The sequence below is a fragment of the Methylobacterium sp. WL9 genome, assembly GCF_008040035.1.
Classification (GTDB): Bacteria; Pseudomonadota; Alphaproteobacteria; order Rhizobiales; family Beijerinckiaceae; genus Methylobacterium; species Methylobacterium thuringiense.
In genome coordinates this window covers 1-22,201 of the sequence record NZ_VRVE01000009.1, presented here as the reverse complement: position 1 = coordinate 22,201, position 22,201 = coordinate 1, and the positions used below count along the sequence as shown (strand labels likewise).

The 22,201-nt window shown below is 68.9% G+C and carries 21 protein-coding genes and 1 pseudogene; 11 read left to right on the top strand and 11 right to left on the bottom strand.

Annotated features, from left to right (window positions below; all coding sequences use genetic code 11):
• Nucleotides 1-23 precede the first annotated feature (23 nt).
• Entirely contained in the window at nt 24-3,647 is a 3,624-nt protein-coding gene (locus FV217_RS05720) for an AsmA family protein (RefSeq protein ID WP_147815195.1), read from the top strand.
• 9 nt (nt 3,648-3,656) lie between these two features.
• Here FV217_RS05720 and FV217_RS05715 read toward each other — a convergent pair whose 3' ends face one another.
• Nucleotides 3,657-3,935, bottom strand: a complete 279-nt coding sequence (locus FV217_RS05715; RefSeq protein ID WP_147815194.1) for a hypothetical protein — start codon at nt 3,933-3,935, stop codon at nt 3,657-3,659.
• Between the two features lie 67 nt (nt 3,936-4,002).
• Nucleotides 4,003-6,174 (bottom strand): S9 family peptidase, encoded by a 2,172-nt coding sequence (locus FV217_RS05710; RefSeq protein ID WP_147815192.1) that lies wholly within the window; start codon nt 6,172-6,174, stop codon nt 4,003-4,005.
• Between the two features lie 465 nt (nt 6,175-6,639).
• On the opposite strand from FV217_RS05710, the gene FV217_RS05705 reads away from it, so the two are divergent.
• The 3 genes from FV217_RS05705 to FV217_RS05695 all read left to right on the top strand — a co-directional run bounded on the left by FV217_RS05705 (nt 6,640) and on the right by FV217_RS05695 (nt 8,405).
• A complete protein-coding gene (locus tag FV217_RS05705; RefSeq protein WP_147815190.1) occupies nt 6,640-7,077 on the top strand; it encodes a MucR family transcriptional regulator in 438 nt (145 codons plus the stop codon).
• 140 nt (nt 7,078-7,217) lie between these two features.
• Nucleotides 7,218-7,418 (top strand): hypothetical protein, encoded by a 201-nt coding sequence (locus FV217_RS05700; protein ID WP_147815188.1) that lies wholly within the window; start codon nt 7,218-7,220, stop codon nt 7,416-7,418.
• Nucleotides 7,419-7,595: 177 nt separating this feature from the next.
• Nucleotides 7,596-8,405 (top strand): DUF6456 domain-containing protein, encoded by an 810-nt coding sequence (locus FV217_RS05695; RefSeq protein ID WP_147815186.1) that lies wholly within the window; start codon nt 7,596-7,598, stop codon nt 8,403-8,405.
• A gap of 342 nt (nt 8,406-8,747) precedes the next feature.
• Here the strand turns inward: FV217_RS05695 and FV217_RS05690 are convergent, their stop codons facing one another.
• On the bottom strand, nt 8,748-9,653 hold the full coding sequence (locus FV217_RS05690; RefSeq protein ID WP_147815184.1) for a hypothetical protein: 906 nt from the start codon (nt 9,651-9,653) through the stop codon (nt 8,748-8,750).
• 94 nt (nt 9,654-9,747) lie between these two features.
• On the opposite strand from FV217_RS05690, the gene FV217_RS05685 reads away from it, so the two are divergent.
• Together FV217_RS05685 and FV217_RS05680 are read left to right on the top strand one after the other, a co-directional pair.
• Nucleotides 9,748-10,269 (top strand): 2'-5' RNA ligase family protein, encoded by a 522-nt coding sequence (locus FV217_RS05685; RefSeq protein ID WP_147815182.1) that lies wholly within the window; start codon nt 9,748-9,750, stop codon nt 10,267-10,269.
• A gap of 17 nt (nt 10,270-10,286) precedes the next feature.
• Nucleotides 10,287-11,048 (top strand): phosphatase PAP2 family protein, encoded by a 762-nt coding sequence (locus FV217_RS05680; RefSeq protein WP_147815180.1) that lies wholly within the window; start codon nt 10,287-10,289, stop codon nt 11,046-11,048.
• Nucleotides 11,049-11,604: 556 nt separating this feature from the next.
• Here FV217_RS05680 and mnmE read toward each other — a convergent pair.
• The 5 genes from mnmE to FV217_RS05655 all read right to left on the bottom strand — a co-directional run bounded on the left by mnmE (nt 11,605) and on the right by FV217_RS05655 (nt 17,237).
• Nucleotides 11,605-12,933, bottom strand: a complete 1,329-nt coding sequence (gene mnmE, locus FV217_RS05675; RefSeq protein ID WP_147815178.1) for a tRNA uridine-5-carboxymethylaminomethyl(34) synthesis GTPase MnmE — start codon at nt 12,931-12,933, stop codon at nt 11,605-11,607.
• 43 nt (nt 12,934-12,976) lie between these two features.
• Complete coding sequence (gene rho / locus FV217_RS05670) at nt 12,977-14,323, bottom strand: transcription termination factor Rho (RefSeq protein WP_147815176.1); 1,347 nt, start codon at nt 14,321-14,323, stop codon at nt 12,977-12,979.
• Nucleotides 14,324-14,561: 238 nt separating this feature from the next.
• Nucleotides 14,562-15,278 (bottom strand): Smr/MutS family protein, encoded by a 717-nt coding sequence (locus FV217_RS05665; RefSeq protein WP_147815174.1) that lies wholly within the window; start codon nt 15,276-15,278, stop codon nt 14,562-14,564.
• 9 nt (nt 15,279-15,287) lie between these two features.
• Nucleotides 15,288-16,493, bottom strand: coding sequence for a murein transglycosylase A (locus FV217_RS05660; RefSeq protein WP_147815172.1), 1,206 nt, complete (start codon nt 16,491-16,493; stop codon nt 15,288-15,290).
• Between the two features lie 15 nt (nt 16,494-16,508).
• Nucleotides 16,509-17,237 (bottom strand): Tim44/TimA family putative adaptor protein, encoded by a 729-nt coding sequence (locus FV217_RS05655; protein ID WP_147815170.1) that lies wholly within the window; start codon nt 17,235-17,237, stop codon nt 16,509-16,511.
• Nucleotides 17,238-17,660: 423 nt separating this feature from the next.
• On the opposite strand from FV217_RS05655, the gene secB reads away from it, so the two are divergent.
• Nucleotides 17,661-18,170: a protein-export chaperone SecB gene (gene secB / locus FV217_RS05650; RefSeq protein WP_147815168.1), complete on the top strand. Its 510-nt coding sequence runs from the start codon at nt 17,661-17,663 to the stop codon at nt 18,168-18,170.
• Between the two features lie 49 nt (nt 18,171-18,219).
• On the opposite strand, the gene FV217_RS05645 is transcribed toward secB, so the two are convergent.
• Both FV217_RS05645 and FV217_RS05640 read right to left on the bottom strand, forming a co-directional pair.
• Complete coding sequence (locus FV217_RS05645) at nt 18,220-18,444, bottom strand: hypothetical protein (protein WP_147815166.1); 225 nt, start codon at nt 18,442-18,444, stop codon at nt 18,220-18,222.
• A 154-nt stretch (nt 18,445-18,598) separates the two neighbouring features.
• Nucleotides 18,599-18,982 carry a response regulator gene (locus FV217_RS05640; RefSeq protein ID WP_147044648.1) on the bottom strand — a complete coding sequence of 128 codons (384 nt, stop codon included), beginning with the start codon at nt 18,980-18,982 and terminating at the stop codon, nt 18,599-18,601.
• Between the two features lie 307 nt (nt 18,983-19,289).
• Here FV217_RS05640 and FV217_RS05635 point away from each other — a divergent pair, with 307 nt between their 5' ends.
• The 3 genes from FV217_RS05635 to FV217_RS05625 all read left to right on the top strand — a co-directional run bounded on the left by FV217_RS05635 (nt 19,290) and on the right by FV217_RS05625 (nt 20,975).
• Complete coding sequence (locus FV217_RS05635) at nt 19,290-19,529, top strand: hypothetical protein (RefSeq protein ID WP_147815164.1); 240 nt, start codon at nt 19,290-19,292, stop codon at nt 19,527-19,529.
• Nucleotides 19,530-19,604: 75 nt separating this feature from the next.
• The gene (locus tag FV217_RS05630) at nt 19,605-20,660 is read left to right on the top strand and encodes a bifunctional riboflavin kinase/FAD synthetase (protein WP_147815162.1); all 1,056 of its coding nucleotides are present in this window, start codon (nt 19,605-19,607) and stop codon (nt 20,658-20,660) included.
• Between the two features lie 99 nt (nt 20,661-20,759).
• Nucleotides 20,760-20,975: a hypothetical protein gene (locus tag FV217_RS05625; RefSeq protein WP_147815160.1), complete on the top strand. Its 216-nt coding sequence runs from the start codon at nt 20,760-20,762 to the stop codon at nt 20,973-20,975.
• Between the two features lie 33 nt (nt 20,976-21,008).
• On the opposite strand, the gene FV217_RS05620 is transcribed toward FV217_RS05625, so the two are convergent.
• Nucleotides 21,009-21,407, bottom strand: coding sequence for a DUF3775 domain-containing protein (locus tag FV217_RS05620; RefSeq protein WP_147815158.1), 399 nt, complete (start codon nt 21,405-21,407; stop codon nt 21,009-21,011).
• A gap of 224 nt (nt 21,408-21,631) precedes the next feature.
• Here FV217_RS05620 and FV217_RS05615 point away from each other — a divergent pair.
• Nucleotides 21,632-22,201: pseudogene (locus FV217_RS05615) on the top strand (hypothetical protein); the annotation flags it as partial.

Here is a 22,201-nt window from a genome sequence, read left to right as displayed (position 1 = left end):
CGGCGGGAGCGGACACACGAACCGTGCGTGACACCCTGACCGCGCTCGCGGCCGCCGTCATCCTGATCCTCGTCGCGGCGCTCGCCGCACCGCCCTTCGTCGACTGGACGGGGCATCGCGCGTTCATCGACCGGGCGATCGGTTCGTCGCTGGACCTGCCCGCGCATAGCGACGGCCGCATCGAGGTCCGCTTCCTTCCCTATCCACGCCTGCGCCTCGAACGGCTGCAACTCGGCGACGGCTCCGAGAAGCCCTCGCTCGACCTCAGGTTCGTTAAGGCGGAGCTGGCGCTGGCCCCGCTGCTCAAGGGCGAGCTGCGCTTCACCGAGACGCGGATCGGCCGAGCCGAGCTCAGGCTGCCGGTGACCGACGGCGACGCGGTCATGCTGCCCGGCAGCCTCCGCGAGGCGATCGGCGCCCGCGACCTCGTCATCGACGACCTGCGCATCCAGCAGGCGCTCGTGACGACGCTTGTGCCGTCCACCGGCCGCACCGACCAATTCGCAGCCGAGGGCCTGCGCCTCAAGGCGCCGTCGCTGGCCGGTCCGTGGCAGATGGATGGCGTCAGCGGCGGCGTCCCGTTCCGCCTCGCCAGCACCAAGATCGCGGCCGACGGCGCGACCGTGAAGATCTCGGGGGGCGGCGACCGCCAGCCCCGCTTCGAGGCGGATGCCCGCATCGTCTTCAAGCTTCTCGACCCGGCCGATGCGGCGAGGCCGCACAGCCCGGGTGAACTCCGCGCCATGATCCCGGAAGCCGAGGGATCCGCTCGCCTCGTCGTCGGCCCCCCGACGAAGGATGCCGGCGCGGCTCTGCCGTTCTCGCTCGGCGGCAAGTTCAAGGCGCGCGGACCGCTGCTGCGCTTCGAGGGGGTCAACGCCGAAATCGATCCGGCCGGCCAAGCCATGCGCCTCGCCGGCACCGGGCAGATCAACCTGCGGAGCTGGCGCGCAGGCCTCAGCCTGGAATCGCGCCGGCTCAACCTCGACGGGCTGCTCTATTCCTCCGCAGGTCAGGCCCTGCTGGCGCGGGGGCTTTCGGGCGACATAGTGCTGCCGGTGATGCTCGACCTCGATCTCAAGATCGAGAGTCTCGCCCTGGGCTTCGAGGATTGGTCGGACCTCCAGCTCAAGGGGACCTTCGACCGCACCGGCGGCCTCGTCCTGCGTCGCTTCGCCGGCACCGCGCCAGGCACGACCAAGGTCGCGGCGTCGGGGGAGCTCGACGTGGCGGCCGCGCCTCGCTTCAACGGGCATCTCGAAATCGATGCAGCCAATTCCGAAGGGCTCGGCCGCTACCTGCGCCGCCTCGGCGTCGAGGGGCCGGCCTTGGCCCTGCTCGACGGCCGGCCGGTCCAGGCCGCGACCGAACTCTCGGCCGCCAAAAGCGATCTCTCGCTCAAGGGCCTTCGCTTCGTGCTCGGCGCGGCCCGGGTCACGGGGGAGGCCCGCTACGTCAAGGGGGAGGGCAGCACGCGCGGCCGGCTCGACGCCGACCTGCAGGCGCAGGGCGTCGACATCGCGGAACTGCCCCCCGTCGGTGGGCTGCTGCCCTCGCTCGACCATCACGACATCGGGCTGATGCTTCGGGCGCGCGACGTCCGCTACGGGCCGGCCGGCGCGCGCTCCGGCAACGGCACCATCGCGGCAAGCATCCAGTCCGATGGGGCGAGCCTCGTCGTGGACCGTCTCGACATCGCCGACCTCGCCGGGGCAAACGCCAAGCTCTCCGGCCGGATCACGCCGGACGGCACCGGGCGGATCGCCGGCCATGTCGGCGCCGCCACGGCCGCGCCGCTGCTGGCCCTGCTCGACCGGGTCTGGATCCCGGAGGCGCGCCTGCTGCCTGCCTTCCTGCGCGAGGGCGCCCTCGACCTCGACGTGATCCTGGAGCGCGAAGCCGGCGAGGCGGATACGCTGCGCACCACGGCCAAGGGCAAGGCGGCCGACAGCACGATCGACGGCTCGCTGCTCGCGCGCGGCGGACGCCTCGAAGCCCTCGACGCCACCCTCGCGGCGCCTCGCGCCGGGCGCTGGTTTCGACGCGACGACCTCGTGGGTCTTCGGCAGCCGGCGAGCCTGACCCTCAGCGCGCGGCGCGGGGCCGGCAGTAGCGCGCCGCTGAGCCTCAGCGTTGGCGGCACCATCGCGGGGCTGGAGCTGTCGACGCTGAAGCCGCTGCTCCTCGGCTCGGATTCCGGCCTGCCCGACGCGGGCACCCTTCGGGCGGTCACGGCGGATGCCGCGCCGTTCGTGCCGCTCGCCGGCAGCGCGATGCCGGTGGCGGGGCCGCTGCCGGCCGATCTCACGATCGCCCTGTCGCGTAACGGGACAGACCTGCACGCCGACGTGAGCGGCCGACTGGCGGACGCCGAGATCTCCGCAAACCTCGATCGCAAGCCGGACGGCGCGCTCGTCGGGAAAGCGTCGCTCGGCGGGCTCTCGTTACCGGGCCTGACGGCGGCGCTGATCCTGCCGACCGAACCGAAGGCGGAGGCCAGGGACGCCGCCGGGTGGTCGGAGGCGCGGTTCCTGCCCGCGCCATCCCGTCCGCGGGCCGACCTGTCGCTGTCGGTCGGCCGTCTCGATCTCGGGCGAGGCCTGATCGCCGAGGGAACCGCGTTCGAGCTGTCCCTCGACGGCGATGCGATGAGCCTCAAGAACCTGTCCGGCCGTCTTGCCGGCGGGCGCGTCGACGGGTCGGCAACGATCGCCCGGCAGGGCAACGGCGCAAGCGTGTCGGGGGATGGAGCGCTGTCGGGCGTGGCGCTCAAGGATCTCGCAAGCGGGGGCCTGATCCGCGGCACGCTCTCGGCGACACTGCGCTACAGCGGCTCCGGCGACAGCGCGGCGGCGCTTGCGGGCAATCTCGGCGGCAGCGGCGAGGCGACGCTCGCCGACATCGTCGTGCCGGCGGCCGATCCCGCCGCCATCGACCGGGCGCTGACCCGCGCCCTCGCCGAGGACGATCCGCTCCGCGAGGGCCGACTGTCGTCGATCCTGGCGGAAGAATTCGATGCCGCGGCGCTGTCTGCGAAGGGGCCCGTCACCACGCCGGTGACGCTCGCCGGCAGCATCCTGCGCAGCGGCCCGGTCGAGCTCGACTTCGGCGCGACGCGCTGGAGCGGCGGGTTCGTCCTCGACCTGAGGGCCAAGCGCATCGAGACCCGTGGCACGCTGACCGCCGCCTCAGGGCCGAAGGGCTGGACCGGCGGCAAGCCCTCGCTCCAGCTCGGCTTCGTCGGCCCCTGGAGCGCACCGAGGCGCGAGGTCGAGGCGGGCGCGCTCGCCAACGGGCTCGCCGCCGTTGTGCTGCAGCGCGAGCTGGAAAAGATCGAGCAATTCGAGGCGGATCAGGTCGAGCGCCAGCGCCGCCGCGCCCGCATCGAGATGGACAAGGCCCGCGAAGCTGCGCTGAAAGCCGCCGCCGATAAGGCGGCCCAGGAGAAGGCGGCGGCCGAAAAAGCCGCCAAGGAGAAAGCGGCTGCCGACGAAGCGGCTCGGATCGCGCGGCTCAGGGCGCAGCAGGCGGCGACCGAGGAGCAGCTCCGTCAGGCTCGCGACCGTCAGAGCGCCGAGGACGAGGCGCAACGCATCCGCGGCGAGGTGCCGGCGGAGCCCCTCGACATCCGGCCCCCACAGCCTTGAGCGGGTGCTTCAGATCCCGTCCATGACGTGCTCGGCGACGTCGGCGGAAACCGCGACCGCCTCGACGTCCACGGCAGGTGTCGGTGCCGTCGGACGCATCTCCATCCGCCCCGCATAAACCCGGCGCTTAAGCCATTCCGGCTGGGCGAACATCGCGCACGCATAGGCGCCCGGATCGGCGTCGCAGGGGTCGATGGGCGCGCGATTCGCAGCATGCCGCGCAACCGCGACGGCGCAGGTCGCCAGGACGATCCCGGCAACCACCTTGTTTCGGAGTCCGATCGGCAAGCCCGCACCTCGACTGCGTGAGTCAGCAGACGCTTATCACGCAGATCTTGGTTAAAGGACGGTGCGCTCAAGCGGCCTTCGCCGCCTCGGCCGCCATCAGCGCGAAGGCGTAGATCAGTCCGACCTCCTCCAGCCGGTCGAAGCGCCCGGCAGCGCCGCCATGTCCCGCCTCCATGTTGATGCGCAGCAGCACCGGGCCGCCGCCGGTCATGGTGGCGCGCAGGCGAGCGACCCATTTCGCCGGCTCCCAATAGGTCACGCGTGGGTCGGTCAGGCCGCCGAGCGCGAGGATCGCCGGGTATTCCTTGGCCGCGACGTTGTCGTAGGGCGAGTAGGACAGGATCGTCTTGCACGCCTCTTCGCTCTCGGCCGGGTTGCCCCATTCGGGCCATTCCGGCGGGGTCAGCGGCAGGTCGGCATCGAGCATGGTGTTGAGCACGTCGACGAAGGGCACGTCGGCGACGATGCCGGCAAAGAGCTCCGGCGCGAGGTTGGCCACCGCCCCCATCAGCATGCCGCCGGCGCTGCCGCCATGCGCGACGATGCGCTTCTCCGAGGTGTAGCTGGCGTCGATCAAGGCACGCGCCGAGGCGACGAAGTCCGAAAAGGTGTTGGGCTTCTTCTCGCGCTTGCCGTCGAGATACCAGCGCCAGCCCTTCTCGGTGCCGCCGCGGATATGCGCGATGGCGTAGACGAAGCCGCGATCCACCAGCGACAGCCGGTTGGTGGAGAAGGCCGCCGGCATCAGCGTGCCGTAGGAGCCGTAGCCGTAGAGCAGCAGCGGCGCGCTGCCGTCGAGTTCAAGCCCCTTCCGGTGCAGCAGCGAGACCGGCACCTGCTCGCCGTCCGGCGCCGTGGCGAAGATGCGGCGGGTGACGTAGTCGCCCGCCTGGTGGCCGCTCGGCACGACCTGACGCTTCCTCAAGTGACGGCCCTTGGTGACGCAGTCGTAGTCGTAGGTCTCGGCGGGCGTCGTCATCGAGGAATAGGTGAAGCGGATGCGCGCCGTCTCGAACTCGTGCCCCGAGGCGAGGGAAAGCGAATAGGCCTCCTCGGGGAAGGCGACCGCATGCTCGTTGCCCGCGAGATCGCGCACGATGATGCGCGGCAGGGCGTTCTCGAGCTCCAGCCGCACCATGTGGTTGCCGAGCACATGCAGATGCCGGATCATCGTGCCGGGCCGGTAGGGCACCGCGTCCTGCCAGTTCTCGCGGCCCGGTGCCGTGAGCGGTGCCGTGACGATCTTGAAGTCCTCGGCGCCGTCGGCGTTGGTGAGGATGACGAGGTAGTCGGCCCAGTTTTCCACCGAGTAGATCAGCCGGGGCTCGCGCGGCTGGACGACGGTGAGCGCCGCGTCCGGCGTGGAGCGGTCGAGGAGGTGGACCTCGGAAGTCTCGTGGTCGCTCGCGGTCACCGTGAGGAAGCGGCCGGACTGGGTCTTGCCGATATGGACGAAGACGCCCGAATCGGCCTCCTCGTAGACCGTGACGTCCTCGGCCTGCGGCGTGCCGAGGCGGTGGCGCATGACGCGGGCCGGGCGGTGGTTCTCGTCCAGCGCCACGTACCAGTACGAGGCGCCGTCCGCGCTCCAGACCGCCTCGCCGGAGGTGGCCTCGACGATGTCCGCAGCGTCCGCGCCGGTATCGAGGTCGCGCACGCGGATGGTGTGGAGTTCCGAGCCCTTGGTGTCGGCGCCCCAGGCGAGGCGCCGGTGGTCGTCGGAATGCACGGCCGCCGCGATCTCGAAGAAGGGAAGGCCCTCGCCCTCCTTGTCCCCGTCGAGCAGGATCGCCTCGCCTTCCTCGGGGCCGCCGTCGGCGGCGGTCTCCGCGCCCTGGCCCGGCAGCACCACGACGGTGCGCGGGCGGCGGCAGACGAGGGGATGCTGTCCGCCCTCGCGGTGGCGCATGTAATAAGCGAACGGGCCGTCGGGATCCGGCACGCTGGAATCGTCCTCGCGGATGCGGGCGCGCATCTCGGCCACCAGCGTCTTGCGCAGGGGGCCAGCCTCGCCGAGCGCCGCCTCGGCATAGGCGTTTTCGGATTCGAGATAGGCGCGGATGTCGGCTGGCAGCGTGGCCGGATCCTTCAGGACGTCGCGCCAGCTCTCGGCCTTCAGCCAGGCATAGTCGTCCACGATTTTGCGGCCGTGGATCGTGAAGGCGTGCGGTCGGGCGTCGGCCTTCGGCGCCTCGGCGGGAAGCGTGAACGGACCGGGGAGCGGGGTGTCGGACGTCATCGTGCGTTTCCGATCAGGGTAGAGGCGGTCGCGCCGCCCGTCCGCCGCCATGTGCCGCGCCCTGGCGTGCCCCGCAAGGCTATTGCCCGTCGTGCCGCGAGTCAGACGCCGCGTCGCAAGGCCCTGCTGCCCATGCCGCATCGTCTGGCGGGAATAGGTGCAACGAATTCAACCACAAGTGATCTTCATGCTGGTTGCCGCTGCGAAATCTCGGCAAATCGCCAAATGCAATGGGAAAGTTGATTCCACGTTCCCCTGCATAACAGCCGTGTCTTGCGAGCGGTATCCGATTATCATAAGTGACCACGAGCGGTGACGGGGGTGCCGCTTTTTGCAGAAGACTTGCGGACGAGTTGGCCGGCGCAGGCACGTTGCCTGCGCGAGGCGGTGGAGGTCGATTCTGCTCAGCAGAGAGCCTTCGACCCCCCGACGCGTTTCGCTGGACACAAGGGAAGAGATCCGATCATGAACGAGCCCGAGACGCCGGTCGATTTCGTAGAACTGGCCGCCGACATCGTGTCGGCCTACGTGAGCAACAACCCCGTGCCGCCCGCCGAGCTGCCCCAGCTCCTCGGTCGCGTCCATGGCGCGCTGATCCAGGTCGCCAGCGGCCAGGCTCCCGAGAGCAAGGCGCCCGCGCAGCCGCTTCAGCCGGCCGTGCCGGTCAAGAAATCGGTCACGAACGACTACATCGTCTGTCTCGAGGACGGCCGCACCTTCAAGTCGCTCAAGCGCCACCTGCGCGCGAAGTACGACCTCAGCCCCGAGCAGTACCGTGCCAAGTGGGGCCTGCCGCCCGACTACCCGATGGTCGCCCCGAGCTACGCCAAGGCGCGCTCCGACCTCGCCAAGGCAATCGGCCTCGGCCAGACCCGCGACGGCAATTACGACGAAGCCGCCTGATCGATCCGGGCTTCGAGAGGGGTAGCCGGCTCTGCCTGTGCCTCCCTCGGAGCTCCAACCCTCCGCCGCCCCGGCCGGCTGGACTGTCGTCAACAGCAAAGCGCTGGGAACGGACCGGCCGCGAAGACATTGATCTCGCGATGGCCGATGATGACACCGCCCCCGCCGACAAACTTTCCGAGATCAACACTCTGCTCGCCGAGTGGACCGCCCGATCGGCCGGCGACAGCGAAATGCTGATCCATCGCCTCGAAGGCATGGGCTACGCGGTCTCCGGCAAGTCCGAGGACGAGATCGCCGAAATCCTCAAGAAGCCGCCGACGAGACCGCCCGCGGCCTGAGACCGGGAGCGTGACGCTCCCCGGCGACCGCTCTCAGGGGGAGGTGGTCAAGTCTTGCATTAGGATATTTTTCTTCTAACACTGCCATGGCGCTCGCTCGGGCGAGCCCAGTAGGCGTTGGAACAAAACATGAACAAAACACGACATCGCTCATCTGCTGCCTCTCGTTTGCGATCGGTGCCGGTCGCGGCCCGGCTCGGGCGTGAGGCCGAGCGGTTGCTGGGCCAACTTGCCGAAGCGGGAGCCTACGCGCTCGCCGACCCGATCGAGCCGGAGATGCTGATCCTGCGAGGCGGTGGAGTCGGCATCTCTCTCGGGGGCGGCCGCTTCGCTGCAGCCTCCGGGCAAGTGCTGGAGCGGGCAGGCCTCGCAGAGCGTGAGGGAGGCCGGCAGCAGCGGCTCGTGTTGAGCGATGCGGGGCGAGCGCGGCTGCGGCGAAAAGATTGGCCCGCTGAGATTGCCTGTCTCGCACAGCATCTCGATCTGGTGGTCGATACGAGCGGTGATGGACCCGTGCTCCGCGACGCCTCCGAGAGCCCTCTCGCTTGGATGGCACGGCGTCGCGGTCGAGACGGCGCCCCGCTGATCGACGCCGCCGCGTACGAAGCCGGCGAGCGGCTTCGGCGCGATCTCACCCTCGCGGCGATGCTGCCACGCACCGGCCCCGACTGGGCTAGGCCGAAGGTCGACGGCGGCGGCCCGCGCGATCCGGCTTCCGCCTCGGACCGGCGTATCGCTGCCAAGAGCCGCGTCGATCGTGCGCTGGAGGCCGTGGGCAATGACCTCTCGGGGCTCCTGATCGACCTCTGCGGCTTCCTGAAAGGCCTGGAGCGGATCGAGTCCGAGCGACGTTGGCCTGCTCGCTCGGCCAAGGTGGTCGCCCGCATCGCGCTGGGCCGCCTCGCCGAGCACTACGGACTCGGGCGGGAGGCGACGGGGCCGGAGCGAAGCCGGACCCGGCTGTGGCGGGCGGCGCCGAAATCCTGACAGGCTCGCTTTCCCGCCGCGCATCTTGGCTCGCCGTCGGATGAGTCTGTGCGCCCACCCTGGTTCCCGAGGGATGCTGCCGTCGCCGTCGATCGCTCCGACACCGAAACGGGCACGCGGGGCGATCGGCGCCCCGCTTCCGGTCTATGCGCTCAACCGGAACGTAGAGGCCCCGTGAATGGCCGGCTTCTCGAATGTCGCGCCGTCGCTATGCCGGGTTCGCGTTCCACGGTTGGGCCGTTCATACCCGATGCCGGCGGACAGGTTCGACAGCCCGCTTCGACCGCTCGTGCTTCCCGAAGCGTCTCCACGGCCATTGCTTCGCCTCCGGCTCGCACCGGTCTACGCGGACGCGGGACCGCACGCGCCGACGTCGAAATCGTCCGCCGGCAGCCGAGCCAGAAACCGCTCTGCCATCTCGACCACAAGAATGTCGGGCCGGACGCGCGCGACATAGGCCCAGTCGATGCTCGACGACCAGATGAAGTGCATTTCCGCGAAACTCTCGGCCAGGAACCCGGTGAGGAGGATCCGGGTGTAATGCGCGCAGGAATCGCCGAACAGCACCAGCGTGCGCGGGTCGGCGTGGGGCGAGATGTTGCGGTAGACGACGTGGGCGCCGGTATGCAGGTCGCCGGCCCGGCCGGCGGCCTCGTAGGCCTCGACGAGCGGGCTCGCCCAGACGCGTTTCGCGTCGCGGTCGATCACCCAGTTGGTCACTGTTTCGCGCGGGCGCTCGGGCAGCTTCTCGCCGAGGTCCCAGACGCCTTCGTGGGTGAAGCGCAGGCGGTCGCCGATATCGGGCGGCGGTATCGCGCCGCAGGCCCGCATCAGGGCGCGGTAGGCGATGTAGCAGCCGTCATAGGTCCAGTGGGAATCCGTGCGGCGGTAGAGCTGCGCCTCGCCGCGGGCGGCCCGCATGGGCGCGACGAGGTCGACATAGCCGGACAGGCCTGCCAGCCGCCGGCCGAGGCGGCGGGCTGGAGAACGGGCCGGATCATAGCGCAGGCCGTCGGTGCGGTCGTCGTAGACCGAGAGCTTTTCGGGCACGACCATGTGGACACAGCGGATGCCGAGCGCCTGCGCGCGGGCGGTACGCTGCCTGATCAGCCACGCCCAGGCCCGCAGGCGCAGCCAGTACCAGGAGAGCCGGTGGTACTGGCTCAACACGGCATTGCTGCCGCCGACCAGGAACAGCCAGCCGTCCCGGCCGACATGGACGGTTTTCGAGGGATCGGGGACCTGCATCGGGCGGGTCTAGACGGGGAGGGCCTGGGTGAACAGCGCGGGCGCTTCCGACCCAGGATGGAACCTCGCCGCCTGCCCGCCATTTCGACGAGGCATGTCCGAGTCTGCACGACCCCTGATCCTGACCCTCCAGATGGAGGAGAGCGCCTTCTCGCGCTTCGAGACCCTGCGCCGACGCCATTTTCCCGAGGCCCTCAACCATATCCCGGCGCATGCAACGCTGTTTCACGCGCTGCCCGGCGAAGAGGAAACCGTCGTCACCGAGACGATCGACGCCCTGGCGCGTAAGACGGAGGCGCCGGAGGTGTCGGTGACCGGACTGCGATTCACGGGGCGCGGCGTCGCCTTCGCGCTCGACTCGGCAGACCTGTCGGATTTTCGCGCGCGCCTCGCCTCGGCTTTCGAAACCTGGTTGACGCCGCAGGACCGGCAGGGCTGGCGCCCGCATGTCACTGTCCAGAACAAGGTCGCACCCGAAACGGCGCGCGTCCTGCAGGCGGATCTGACGCGGGATTTCGCACCGTTCCGGTTCACTGCGCCGGGCCTGCTGCTTTGGCGCTATCTCGGCGGCCCTTGGGAGCCCAGGGCCGCGCTGCTGTTCGGCGGCAGCCGATGAGGTTAAGCCGGCCTCCGATGAGAATCCCTGAGATTGCCCGCCGCACGGGCGTGCCCATCGCCGGCGGCGCCAGCCGCGTCTGGCGAAAATTCCACCTCAACGAGGTCGGGCCGCTCGTGTCGCTGCTCGTGCTGAGTCTGCTCGGCTACGGCTTCTTCGCGCTGGCGCACGAGGTCGGCGAGGGCTCGACGGAAGCGCTCGACCGCAAGCTCCTGCTGGCGCTGCGCAACCCTGCCGACCTCTCCGACCCCATCGGGCCGCCCTGGCTCGAAGAGACCATGCGCGACATCACCGGCTGGGGCAGCGTGGTGACCATCGTCTTCATCACGGCGAGCGTCTGCACGTATCTGATGCTGACGCAGCGCCGCCGCATCGCCCTGTTCGTCCTCGCCGCCGTCGGTGGCGGCGAGGGCGTCTCGACCGTGCTCAAACTATTCTACCACCGGCCGCGGCCGGACCTCGTGCCGCACGGCATGGAGGTGTTCACGGCGAGTTTTCCGAGCGGCCACGCCATGATGTCGGCCATCGCCTTCCTGACGCTCGCCACGTTGCTCGCCCGCATCGAGCGAAGTCGCCGGGTCAGCATCCTGGTGCTCGCTTTGGGTGTCGCCATGACGATCTCGGTCGGCATCAGCCGAGTCTATCTCGGCGTGCATTGGCCGAGCGACGTGCTGGCTGGATGGTGCGTCGGAGCGGCCTGGGCGGCGCTTTGCTGGTTCGTCGCGCTTCAGCTCCAGCGCAGGGGCGATGTCGAGCCCACAGGCCCGCCTTCCGCGTGAAGGCCCTGCTTCGCAACGGTCGAGGCAGCGTCAAGTCCGGCTTCGCCCCGCCTTAGCAATTCGGTCGCATTGCCGATTTTAACTACGGCCGATCGTTCACGTGCTTCTCTATGAGGCGGCGCGACGCAGTCCGCCGGGACGATGTGGCGGGTGGATTGAGAAAGGGGCGTGCGCTCGTCACGAACATGCTGGAGTGTGACAGCGGCATCCGCCCAGAACGACGGAATCCAGCAGAGCCAAGCCGAATTGGCTCGCCAGCCAGTGCGAATCGCGGAAATCGAACCGCACGCTTGCCTACGGAGGGGCGTTCCGCCGACACCGGGAGCCGTCGAACCAGCGCGACTATACGCGCCGCTCACCGCGGCTGATGCCCTCGAAACGTCCGTCTCGAAGCCGCTCCCGCAAGACGATCGGCAGGCCGGCCCGATCGCCGGGATCCGCCGGCCTGCCTGTCGCCCGCGGACCGCGTAGAAAGGCGTGAAGCCCGACGACACTGAGAGAAACGCTCGGAGGCCGCTCTTTCATCCGCCGACTGAGCGAAGGCGTGGCCGGCCGCTCACTTGCCGATGCAGAAACCGGCGAACAACCGGTCGAGCATCTCTTCGACGCCGACATGGCCAGCCACCTCGCCGAGCGCACGCACCGCGAGCCGAAGGTCTTCCGCCATGAGTTCGGGCGCGAGCACCATACCGCCTGCGACGCAGTCGAGATGGCCGCAGGCGCGGGTAAGGGCGCTGCGGTGGCGCTCGCGCGTGACGAGCGCTTCGCCACCTCCGAGAGAGGCTTCGGCCGCAGCCTGGATCGCTTCGAGCAGTGCATCGAGCCCCGAACCGCTGAGTGCGCAGACACCTAGGCCATCGTCGAGGCGTGAGCTGGCGACGAGATCGACCTTGGTCCGCACGGCAAGGCTGTGGGGTCGTTGTGCGGCTTCTCGACCGGGTCCGTCTGCGGGCGAGAGATGGAGGACGAGGTCCGCGTCCTCCATGTGGCGCCGGGTGCGGCGTATGCCCTCTAGCTCTACGGGATCTTCGGTCTCGCGCAGGCCTGCGGTGTCGACCAGTACCACTGGCAGACCGCCGAGATCGCAGCGCACTTCGATCGCATCACGGGTCGTGCCGGGCAGGCTCGACACGATGGCCGCCTCGCGGCCTGCGAGGGCATTGAGCAGCGTCGATTTGCCGGCATTCGGCGGGCCGGCCAGGACGACGAAGAAGCCTTCCCGTAGCCGCTCGCCGCGCCGGCCGTCACCGAGCACCGCCTGGATCTGTTTCGAGAGTGCCCCGGCGTCTCTCGCCAGCACGGCATCAAGGCCTTCGTCGTCGACATCACTTTCGTCCGAGAAGTCGAGCGCGGCTTCCGTGCGGGCCAGGAGGTCGATCGCCGTCTCGCGCCAGGCGCCGACCTGCCGTCCGAGTGCTCCGTCGAGCTGGCGCAGGGCCTGCCGGCGTTGGGCTTCGGTCTCGGCATCGATCAGGTCGGCGATGCCTTCGGCCTGCGTGAGGTCGAGGCGGCCGTTCAGCGCAGCACGGCGTGTGAAGTCGCCTGGACCGGCAGCCTGGCAGCCCGGAATTCGCGCAAGTGTCCGCAGCATGGCCGTCCGCACGGCGAGCCCGCCATGCAGATGGAGCTCGGCCATGTCCTCGCCGGTGAAGCTGTTCGGGCCGGGAAACCAGCCGACCAGTCCCCGGTCGATGATGTCCCTGGAATTTGGATCGCGGATCGTGCGCAGGGAGAGACGGCGCGGGATGGGCAGAGGGGGCGAGATCGCCTTCAGGACGTCGAGACAGGCCGGCCCGCTGATGCGGATCACCGAGACGGCCGCGCGGCCGAAGCCGCTCGCGGACGCAAAGAGCGTGAGGCTGTCGTGATCGGCCGAATCCGCCATCGTTGGAACTCTCGCCTCCTGTAACGAGAGGCGAGATCGATGTTCAGGTATTCATCGAGTCGAAGAAGTCGCCGTTGCTCTTGGTCTGGCGCAGTTTGTCCATGAGGAACTCGATCGCGTCGGTGACGCCCATCGGGTTCAGGATGCGGCGCAGCACGTAAGTCTTCTTGAGCGCGTCGGCCGGAACCAGCAGCTCTTCCTTGCGGGTACCCGAGCGGGTGATGTCGATCGCGGGGAAGATGCGCTTGTCCGAGACCTTGCGGTCGAGAATGATTTCCGAGTTGCCGGTGCCCTTGAACTCCTCGAAGATCACCTCGTCCATGCGCGACCCGGTGTCGATCAGCGCGGTTGCGATGATCGAGAGCGAGCCGCCCTCCTCGATGTTGCGCGCGGCGCCGAAGAAGCGCTTGGGGCGCTGCAGCGCGTTGGCGTCGACACCGCCGGTCAGCACCTTGCCGGACGACGGGACGACGGTGTTGTAGGCGCGTCCCAGGCGGGTGATCGAATCCAGCAGGATCACCACGTCCCGGCCGTGCTCGACCAGGCGCTTGGCCTTCTCGATCACCATCTCCGCGACTTGCACGTGGCGGGTGGCCGGCTCGTCGAAGGTCGAGGCGATGACCTCGCCCTTCACCGAGCGGATCATGTCGGTGACCTCTTCCGGACGCTCGTCGATGAGCAGCACGATGAGGTAGCATTCGGGGTGGTTGATGGTGATCGACTGCGCGATGTTCTGCATCAGCACGGTCTTGCCGGTGCGCGGCGGCGCCACGATCAGCGCGCGCTGGCCCTTACCGATCGGCGCGACGATATCGATAATGCGCGGGCTGAAGTCTTTCTTCGGCGGGGCATCGAGTTCGAGCTTGAAACGCTGCGTCGGGAACAGCGGCGTCAGGTTGTCGAAATGGACCTTGTGCTTGATCTTCTCCGGGTTCTCGAAGTTGATCGTGTTGACCTTGAGCAGCGCGAAGTAGCGCTCGCCGTCCTTCGGGCCGCGGATCGGACCGTCGACGGTGTCGCCGGTGCGCAGGCCGAAGCGGCGGATCTGCAGGGGCGAGATGTAGATGTCGTCCGGGCCGGGCAGGTAGTTCGAGTCCGACGAGCGCAGGAAGCCGAAGCCGTCCTGCAGCACTTCGACGGTACCCGAGCCGATGATCTCGACCTCCTTGGCAGCGAGCTGCTTCAGGATCGCGAACATCAGCTCCTGCTTGCGCATGGTCGAGGCGTTCTCGACCTCGACCTCCTCGGCGAAGGTGATGAGCTCGGTCGGCGTCTTCGACTTAAGGTCCTGGAGCTTGACCTCGCGCACGGCATCGAGATCGGAAGCCGCGAGCGGCCCCTCGACGACGGCTTCGTCGACAGGGGTCGGAGCGTCGTTCTGTGACGTCATGTGAGGATTTCGAGCCGACGGAGTGCGGGAAGGGGACGGTGAGGTCGGAAGCGTATCGAGCCGGGCGCGCAACGAGCGCCGCGGGTCGAGTTCATCATCGCCAGAAGCGATCGGCCCCTGCAACGCCGTGAACGGGACCTCGGGTGTCCCTGGATGCGATGCAGCTTCGATCGAAGAGCATGTGTCGTTACCGCGTTTCGTGATCCGGCTCAAGTGCCTGCGATCTTGCGAGATCTGATCAGCGGCGGCGCAGGCGTACGTAGAGCGCGCCGGCTCCGCCGTGGTGACGCGCCGCCTCCTCGAAACCGAGGACGAAATGGCCGAGTTCTCCGCCGCGCAGCCAGTGCGGCACGCTGCGCCGAAGCACGCCGCGCTCCGAAAACGCCGACTCGGAGCTCGTGCCGCCCCCCTTGCCGGTGACGACGAGGACGCGGGCATGGCCGGCCGCGCGCGCGCGCATCAGAAAGCCGATGAGCGCAGCGTGCGCGTCCGCCTGGTAGAGACCGTGCAGGTCGATGCGGGCGTCGATGGCGAGCGACCCACGGCGCAGGCCCATACGCTCGCGGCGCTCCAGTCCCGGCGGCTTCGGTGCGGTCGTCAACTTGAACGGGCGCGGCTGCGCCGCCGCCGGGGTCGGCGTCAGATCGGCGAGCTTGACCGGACGCTGCGCGACCGGCTTCGACGCCGGCTTGGCCGCGGGCGGGATCGGTCGCGGCGTCTCGGCGGCTTTCGGCGTGGCGACGACGGCAGGGCGGCGGGTCTCGGGCTTGGACAGCAACGATGACTTGGACGGCAACGCGGGCTTGGACGGCGGTGCGGGCTTGGACGACTTCGCCTCGCTCGGCTCGGGCTTCGGCTTCGCCCGACCGCGCAGGGGCGTGATCAGCTTGGCGATCTCGCCCCAGAGACGAGCCTCCTCGCCCGAGAGGATGCGCAGGCGTCGCGGCGGTCTCATCGCGGCGCCTCAGCGGGCATCCGCCGAAACCGGCGCTGCCGCCGGCTTCGGAAGCAGGACGACGAAGCCGATCGCATGGCGCAGGTTGCCGGCGGCCGCGCCTGCGGCATCGCCCGTCCCGAGATAGAGATCGCCGCGGGCGGGGCCGACGATCGCGGAACCCGTATCCTGCGCGACGACGAGCCGGCCCGGCGTCTCGCTCTCCGGCGAAAGCCGCCCGTCGAGCCAGAACGGCAGGCCGTAGCGCCACAGCGTCGAGTCGACGGCGAGGCTGCGGCCCGGTGTCAAGGGGATTCCGGCCGCCCCGGGCGGGCCGAGCGCGACATCCGCCGCCTCCTCGACCTTGAAGAAGACGTAGGCCGCGTTCGTGCGCATCAGCCTGCGCGCCTCGACCGGATGGGCGCGCAGCCATCCGGCCCAGCGGGCGAAAGTCAGGCCTTCCAGCGGCAGGTGGCCCTCGGTCACGATCGTCTTGACCACGGAGCTGTAGGGACGGCCGTTCTTGCCATCGTAACGCACTCTCAGAATGCGGCCGTCGGGCAGCCTCACGCGTCCCGATCCCTGCACCTGCAGCACGAACAGGTCGACCGGATCGCGCAGCCAGAGCAGAGGCTTGGCCCGGTCGCCGAGCGCGCCGTCCTCGATCGCGGCGCGATCGGGATAGGGCTCGAAGCCGGAGGCCGTCCGCCGGGCCGAGCGGAGCGACGGGTCGAGGCCGGACGGGGTTTGGCCGGGTTCGAAGGTCACGAGGTCGTCGGGCCGTGCCAGGGCCGCGGCTGTGAAACCGGGGCCGGGCACCAGCGAGGCGCTGAGTTCCGGTTCGAAATAGCCGGTGAGAAAGCCGGCTCGCCGCTCGGCTTCGATGGCGCGCGACGGCCGCGTGACACGGTAGGCGGTGAAGGCGGTCTCGAAGAATTTTCGCGCGGCCTCGCGGGGGACGTCGCGTGCCTTGGTGCAGGCCGCCGCCAGATCGGCCGTCGATCCGCGCACGCTCGCCAGCTGGCTCAACGGGGCGAGCGGTGCGCCGCAGCTCAGGCGAAAGGCGTCGAGCCCAGCGGCGTGATCGTCGGCTGAGAAGCCAAGCAGGCTGGCGAGTTCGACGGGTTCGAGGACGGCATCGCCGAGTCGCAGAGGCTCAGCCGCGACGGCACCGTAGCTCGCGAGGAGAGCCGCCGCCCCGAAAGCGGTAGAGGCCGTGTGCCATGGGGCGGACATGGTTCGCTCGGCCGATCAGCTGCCGGCTTCCGTGGCGACGAGCTGCCAGTTCGGATCGCGGCTGCCCATGGTGCGGGCGAAGGTCCAGACGTCGGGCACCTCGACCACGGCCTCCGCGCTGCCGTCGACGACCTTGCCCTCGGCATCGCGGGTCGCGGTGATGAGGTTCGACAGGAACCGCACGGTGACCTGCGCGACACGGTTCTTCACGTCGACGGCGACGATTTCGGCCTTGTCGATCGACACGAAGGTGGTCTCGGCCGTCTCCTTGCGCTGCTCGCGCTCGGTGATCGCCCGCTCGAAACCTTCGGCGACTTCGCGCGACAAGAGGGTCCGCAGCGTCTTGCGGTCGCCCTTGTTGAAGGCGAGGACGATGGCCTCGTAGGCCTTCTTGGAGCCCTCGACGAAGGCGCGCGGATCGAACCCCGGTTCCAGCTGCAACACCTGCTCGAGCCCGCTTGCGACCGGCGAACCCGGCTCCGCGATCCCACGCCAGTCGCGCACCGGCGCAACGGCCGCCGCGGCGGCCTGTCCGCGGTCGGCACCAGGCAGACGGACGACGTTGTCACCGTCGGAGCGTCCGTCCGTCCGTCCGGTCGGCGGCTCGGTCCTGTTCCGCTCCACCGGGCGGAACGGCGAGCGCTCGGCACCCGTCTTCTGGCCGAGTACCGAGCGCAGCCGCCAGATCACGAAGACGGCGAGGGCCAGAAAAATGATCGTCGTAACGTCGAAAGAATCCTGCATCACCGATCCGGGTCGTGGTCGCCGCACGAACTTGACAGACACGAACGTGCTCTGGCCGCGAGGCGTTGCGATCCGCCCCGTCCTGCGCCCTTTAGCCGAGCCCCACGTAAGGATCGAGCCGCCAGAACGCGGACAGGCGCGGTGGGGCGCGCTCGCGATGATAGCCGGATATGGGGCGACGTCGCGAGCGGTTCCAGACGGCGAGTGGGCACAGGCTCGATTGGCGTGATGCGTCGGAGCGCCCCGAGGCCGGATTTCCGGCTGTTCGCAGACCTGGAATCCGAGAAAGGCACGCCGGGCTTTCGCTTGTTCGTGTTCTACGGGCATGGTAGCGGCGCTCGCGCCCCGACGGCCGGATCAAAAACCGGTCGGCGAGAGAGCGCGGGCGTCGATGCCCGGAAACGTCCAGGAAGGAGATACGTCATGGCCGATACTTCGGCACCGAACGGCGGCGCGCCGCAGACCGAAGATGTCGCACCGGCGATCAACGCCCTCGCGCAGTACGCCAAGGACCTTTCCTTCGAGAATCCGCTCGCCCCGCGCTCGCCGCAGCAGCAGGATGGCGGACCGCAGATCAACATTCAGGTCAACGTCAGCGCGCAGCAGCTCGCCGAACAGGATTTCGAGGTCGTGCTGACGCTCGAAGGCGACGCGAAGGTCAAGAACGACGTCCTGTTCGCTTTCGAGCTGAAATATGCCGGCGTCTTCCGGATGCGCAACATCCCGCAGGACCAGATCCATCCGGCCGTGATGATCGAGTGCCCGCGGCTGCTGTTCCCGTTCGCTCGCCAGATCGTCGCCGATGCAGTGCGCAACGGTGGCTTCCCGCCCCTCTACATCGATCCGATCGACTTCGTCGGTCTCTACCGCCAGAAATCCGAGGAAGCACAGAACGCGGCGGGTGCGCAGCCCACCGGACCGTTGGCCTCCTGAAGTTACGACACGCCCTCGGCCGCGATGGCCGGGGGTATCCGCCCGCTCTTCAGCCGGTCACGGTTTCGCGTTCGAGGCGTCGACGCAGGCGGGTGGCGCCGTAGACCGCAGCGAGATGCTGGCGTGCCGCATGGATCGGCGGAGCCTCTCGCTCGGCACGGGCGGCAGCGATCACCAGCAGCGTCGTTGCGATGGAATGTTGAAGGCGTCCCTGCGCGCTCGCATGCGCGAGGACGTCGCCGGACGCAGCCGGCGTCGACTCGACGTTCATCATGGTCAGCCCCTTGAGCCGTTACGACTCCATCGCCCTTTCGAGGTGCGATCGGAGCAATATTCGCGCTCCACTGGGCGTGATCAAGGCAGCTTGGCCGTATCGCTGCGATCCCCCGACGCCCTTCACGAACGAGGGGCGCGGGACTTGAGGGCGATCAGGCGCCGCAGACCGCTTCGATCTTGCTCTTGAGAGTCGCTGCGTTGAACGGCTTGACGATGTAGTTGTTCACGCCGGCCTTCTTGGCGGCGATCACGTTCTCGGTCTTGGACTCGGCCGTCACCATGATGAACGGCGTCGTGCGCAGGCCCTCGTCGGCGCGGACATGGCGCAGCAGTTCGTAGCCGGTCATCGGCTCCATGTTCCAATCGGAGATGACGAGCCCATACTTTCGGGTCTTCAGCCGTCCGAGGGCCGCCGTACCGTCCGAAGCGTCGTCGACGTCCTCGAAACCGAGTTGCTTCAGGAGGTTGCGGATGATGCGGACCATCGTCTGATAGTCGTCGACGACGAGGATCGGCATGCCGAGGTCGAGGGCCATGGAAGGACTGCTCCGGGAGGCGGGGCCGGTTCCGTCATGCGGCCCCGTGATTGGCATGAGATTATGCGGATGGCGTTGCAAAGCGGTTAACCGGAGGCATCGGTCACGGAGGATGCGATGGAATGGGTGCCGTGGCCGGCTCCTATCTGTTCGGAGAGGGCTCGATGACGCCGCATCCGCCTCGGTAGTCACACCCGAGGCGATCCGTGGAGAACCCTGCGACGATCCTTCCGCGACAGGGGGAAGGTGCCTCATACGTTTCCCACGACAATCGAAGTCCGGCGCGGAAGTGCCGTGGGAACGACCTGTGGCCGAGATCGAGATCGTCTATGTCACCACGAGTCGAAGCGAGCACAGAAACGTCCCGCCCAAGCGTCGCGCGCTGTCCTATGAACTCGGTGATCCACTTCCCCGTATCGGCGAAAGCGTCATCATCGATTTCGACGGGGGGGTGCCCACGCGCTGGATCGTTCAAGATGTCGCCCACGTGATCGAGGACGAACGGCACGGCGTCGTGGTGCGCTTGGCGGCCCCGTTCTCGTCGTGAGGTCATACCGGCTCGCTTGACCCGTCCTCCGCTTTTCGACAGGGACGGCGCCGGAATCGCAACGCGCAGGACCCGATGTCGTCTGGCGAGGAGACCATCCCAAGGCTCGGCGCCACGGGGGACCCGAACGATCCTGCCGAAGCGGCCGGCCTCCCGGATCGGTCGGCACGCTTCACTATCTCGCGCGACGTCGAGCCGCTGCCGCCGGAGCTCGCCGGGGCGGTGGTCGCTCTGGGCAATTTCGATGGCGTCCATCGTGGCCACCGGGCGTTGATCGACGCGGTGCGCGAGGAAGCCCGCCGCTTCGTGCCGCGACGTCCCGCCGCGGCGCTGACCTTCGAGCCGCATCCACGCGCCTATTTCGCGCCCGACCAGCCGATGTTCCGCCTCACCGGGCCGGCCGCCAAGGAGATCGTGTTCGCGCGCCTTGGCCTCGACGGCCTGATCGAGCGTCGTTTCGACGCGGAGCTCGCCGGCACGAGCCCCGCGGATTTCGTCCACGGCCTCCTTCTGAAGACGCTCGGCCTTTCGGGCGTCGTCATCGGCCACGATTTCCACTTCGGACGCGGCCGCACAGGAACGCCGGCCATCCTGGCCGATCTCTGCGCGGCCGCGGGCTTGGCCTGCCGGATCGTGTCTCCGGTCTCTCCCGAGCCCGGGCAGCCTCCGATCTCGTCGAGTGCGATCCGCGCCGCCCTCGGAGCCGGCGCGGTCGCTGCGGCGAACGCGCTGTTGGGCTATCGCTGGTTCGTGCTCGGCACGGTCCGCCACGGCGAAAAGCGCGGACGCGAACTCGGGTTTCCGACCGCGAACCTCGCTCTCGACTCCTGCGGCCTCGCGCACGGCATCTACGCGGTGCGAGTGCGCCTGCCCGACGGCACGCTGCACGATGGCGTCGCGAGCTACGGCCGGCGCCCGACCTTCGATGACGGAGCGCCGCTGCTGGAAACGTATCTATTTGATTTTTCAGGCGATCTCTACGAGCGGGAGATCGCGGTGGAGTTCGTGGATTTCATCCGCGGCGAAGAGCGCTTCGCGAGCGCCGGGGCTCTCGTCGCGCGCATGCATGTCGATGCGGCGGAGGCCCGTGCCCTGCTCGTCGGCGACACCGTTGCCTCGATGTTGGGGTAACGCCCCTCCCGGCGTTCAGGAACATCGGGCTATGACGTTGCGTATCGGTTGGTCCGCATCGTCCCGTGCGTGGAATGCTGGCCCCGTGGAGAACCGCTCATGAACGCCTTCATCGCCGTCGTCCTCGTCTGCGCGAACGGCATCCCCCAGGATGCCTGTACCGACGACAAGGCCAGCGAGGTGCGCAAGGTCAGGGTCGCGAACGAACTCGGCTGCACCAGCGGCTGGCAGGAGATCATCGCCCGCACCGACCTGCGCGACGAGATCGGCAAGACTTCCTACCTCAAGACCGAGTGCCGCCGGGTGAAGGAGTAGGATCGGTCCGGCCGACGCCCTCACCCGGTTCGGTCAGGCCTCGGGGAGGCCCGGAGCGATCCCGAGGGCGTCGAGGCCCTCCTCCAGCAGGTTGCCGGCATCGGGCGTGCGCAGGAGTTCCTTGACGGCGCCGTCGCCGGCCGCCTCGCGCTCGCGGGCGAAAGCCACGGCGCCGTCCCAGTCCTGCGCGTCCATGTCGCCACGGCCGATGTAGAGCAGCGCCAGGAGTTCTGCGCGCCGGTCGTCGTCGAGGCCGCGGATCATGCCGCGGACCTCGGTCTCCGTGGCGTCCTCGGTGCCGGAGGTGAGGACGTCGGTGGCGCCGTCATCGATCGGATTCGAGCCGGAATCCGGATCTGTCGGGCCTTCCTTCACCTCGACCGCCCGCAGTCGCAGGACGATTTCGGTGACGGTGTCGACGGCGAGATCCATGGAAACTCCTGATGCGGTGAGGGAAAAACCGGGATCGGCCACGCGAACCGAGGGAGCCGGATGCGGGTCCGATGCGTTCGGGATGCGTCCAGGGAACGGTGCCGAGGCTCGCGGGCCGGAGACCACCTAACCGCCGAGTGCCGCCGCGGGTTCGATCCGTCCGGCACGAAAGCGCCGCCCTGCCTCCTCGGTACTATGCCCAAGGTCTCATGCTGCTTTCGATCATGCTCTGCGCCCTGCCGCCGCTTTCGCGCACGCAGAGAGCGCGCTACCAAGTCCTTGTGCAGCCTCCGATTTTCGCCCTCCCGCAAAGCCGCTCCCGGCGCCGTGCCGCCCTGGCGGCGTTCGCGCTCGCCTGGTCAAGCCCGCTTCGGGCCGAGCCGGAGCCCACGGCGCCGGCCTGCTATCCGACGGCCGGTGGTGCGCTCGAAATCTGCCGGTCGGGGGGCGAGCCTGAGGGCGTGCTCTATGCGCCGCCGCCCTGCCGGTTTGGCTATGGCGTTCAGATCATTCGACTGAAGGCGCGCAACGCGCCGGGGCCGCTCCAGGTCGTGTTCCATGCCGAGCCGGTTCGCGACGGCGGCAAGGCTTCCAAGAACGGGGCCTGCGAGGCGGATCTGCGGGCGACCGATCCCGCAGCCGGCGGTTCGGTGCGGACGGGCCGGCTAGCGGAGCAACTCCCGACGATGGGCTTGCCCGCCTCGTCGAGGACCGGGGCCAGGGCCGGCGGCTCGGGCCGGCGGCCGCGGCCAATCCTGGCATTTGCCCTGTCGCCGAAGGGTGTCCATCCGGGC

What these genes read in the sequence shown, in the direction of transcription:
- FV217_RS05660 (WP_147815172.1), bottom strand. Translation starts at nt 16,493, where the DNA reads ATGTCCGCCCCATGGCACACGGCCTCTACCGCTTTCGGGGCGGCGGCT.
- FV217_RS05665 (WP_147815174.1), bottom strand. Translation starts at nt 15,278, where the DNA reads ATGAGACCGCCGCGACGCCTGCGCATCCTCTCGGGCGAGGAGGCTCGT.
- FV217_RS05690 (WP_147815184.1), bottom strand. Translation starts at nt 9,653, where the DNA reads ATGCAGGTCCCCGATCCCTCGAAAACCGTCCATGTCGGCCGGGACGGC.
- FV217_RS05640 (WP_147044648.1), bottom strand. Translation starts at nt 18,982, where the DNA reads ATGGCCCTCGACCTCGGCATGCCGATCCTCGTCGTCGACGACTATCAG.
- FV217_RS05630 (WP_147815162.1), top strand. Translation starts at nt 19,605, where the DNA reads ATGTCGTCTGGCGAGGAGACCATCCCAAGGCTCGGCGCCACGGGGGAC.
- secB (WP_147815168.1), top strand. Translation starts at nt 17,661, where the DNA reads ATGGCCGATACTTCGGCACCGAACGGCGGCGCGCCGCAGACCGAAGAT.
- rho (WP_147815176.1), bottom strand. Translation starts at nt 14,323, where the DNA reads ATGACGTCACAGAACGACGCTCCGACCCCTGTCGACGAAGCCGTCGTC.
- FV217_RS05645 (WP_147815166.1), bottom strand. Translation starts at nt 18,444, where the DNA reads ATGATGAACGTCGAGTCGACGCCGGCTGCGTCCGGCGACGTCCTCGCG.
- FV217_RS05655 (WP_147815170.1), bottom strand. Translation starts at nt 17,237, where the DNA reads ATGCAGGATTCTTTCGACGTTACGACGATCATTTTTCTGGCCCTCGCC.
- FV217_RS05680 (WP_147815180.1), top strand. Translation starts at nt 10,287, where the DNA reads ATGAGAATCCCTGAGATTGCCCGCCGCACGGGCGTGCCCATCGCCGGC.
- FV217_RS05705 (WP_147815190.1), top strand. Translation starts at nt 6,640, where the DNA reads ATGAACGAGCCCGAGACGCCGGTCGATTTCGTAGAACTGGCCGCCGAC.
- mnmE (WP_147815178.1), bottom strand. Translation starts at nt 12,933, where the DNA reads ATGGCGGATTCGGCCGATCACGACAGCCTCACGCTCTTTGCGTCCGCG.
- FV217_RS05625 (WP_147815160.1), top strand. Translation starts at nt 20,760, where the DNA reads ATGAACGCCTTCATCGCCGTCGTCCTCGTCTGCGCGAACGGCATCCCC.
- FV217_RS05700 (WP_147815188.1), top strand. Translation starts at nt 7,218, where the DNA reads ATGGCCGATGATGACACCGCCCCCGCCGACAAACTTTCCGAGATCAAC.
- FV217_RS05710 (WP_147815192.1), bottom strand. Translation starts at nt 6,174, where the DNA reads ATGACGTCCGACACCCCGCTCCCCGGTCCGTTCACGCTTCCCGCCGAG.
- FV217_RS05685 (WP_147815182.1), top strand. Translation starts at nt 9,748, where the DNA reads ATGTCCGAGTCTGCACGACCCCTGATCCTGACCCTCCAGATGGAGGAG.
- FV217_RS05620 (WP_147815158.1), bottom strand. Translation starts at nt 21,407, where the DNA reads ATGGATCTCGCCGTCGACACCGTCACCGAAATCGTCCTGCGACTGCGG.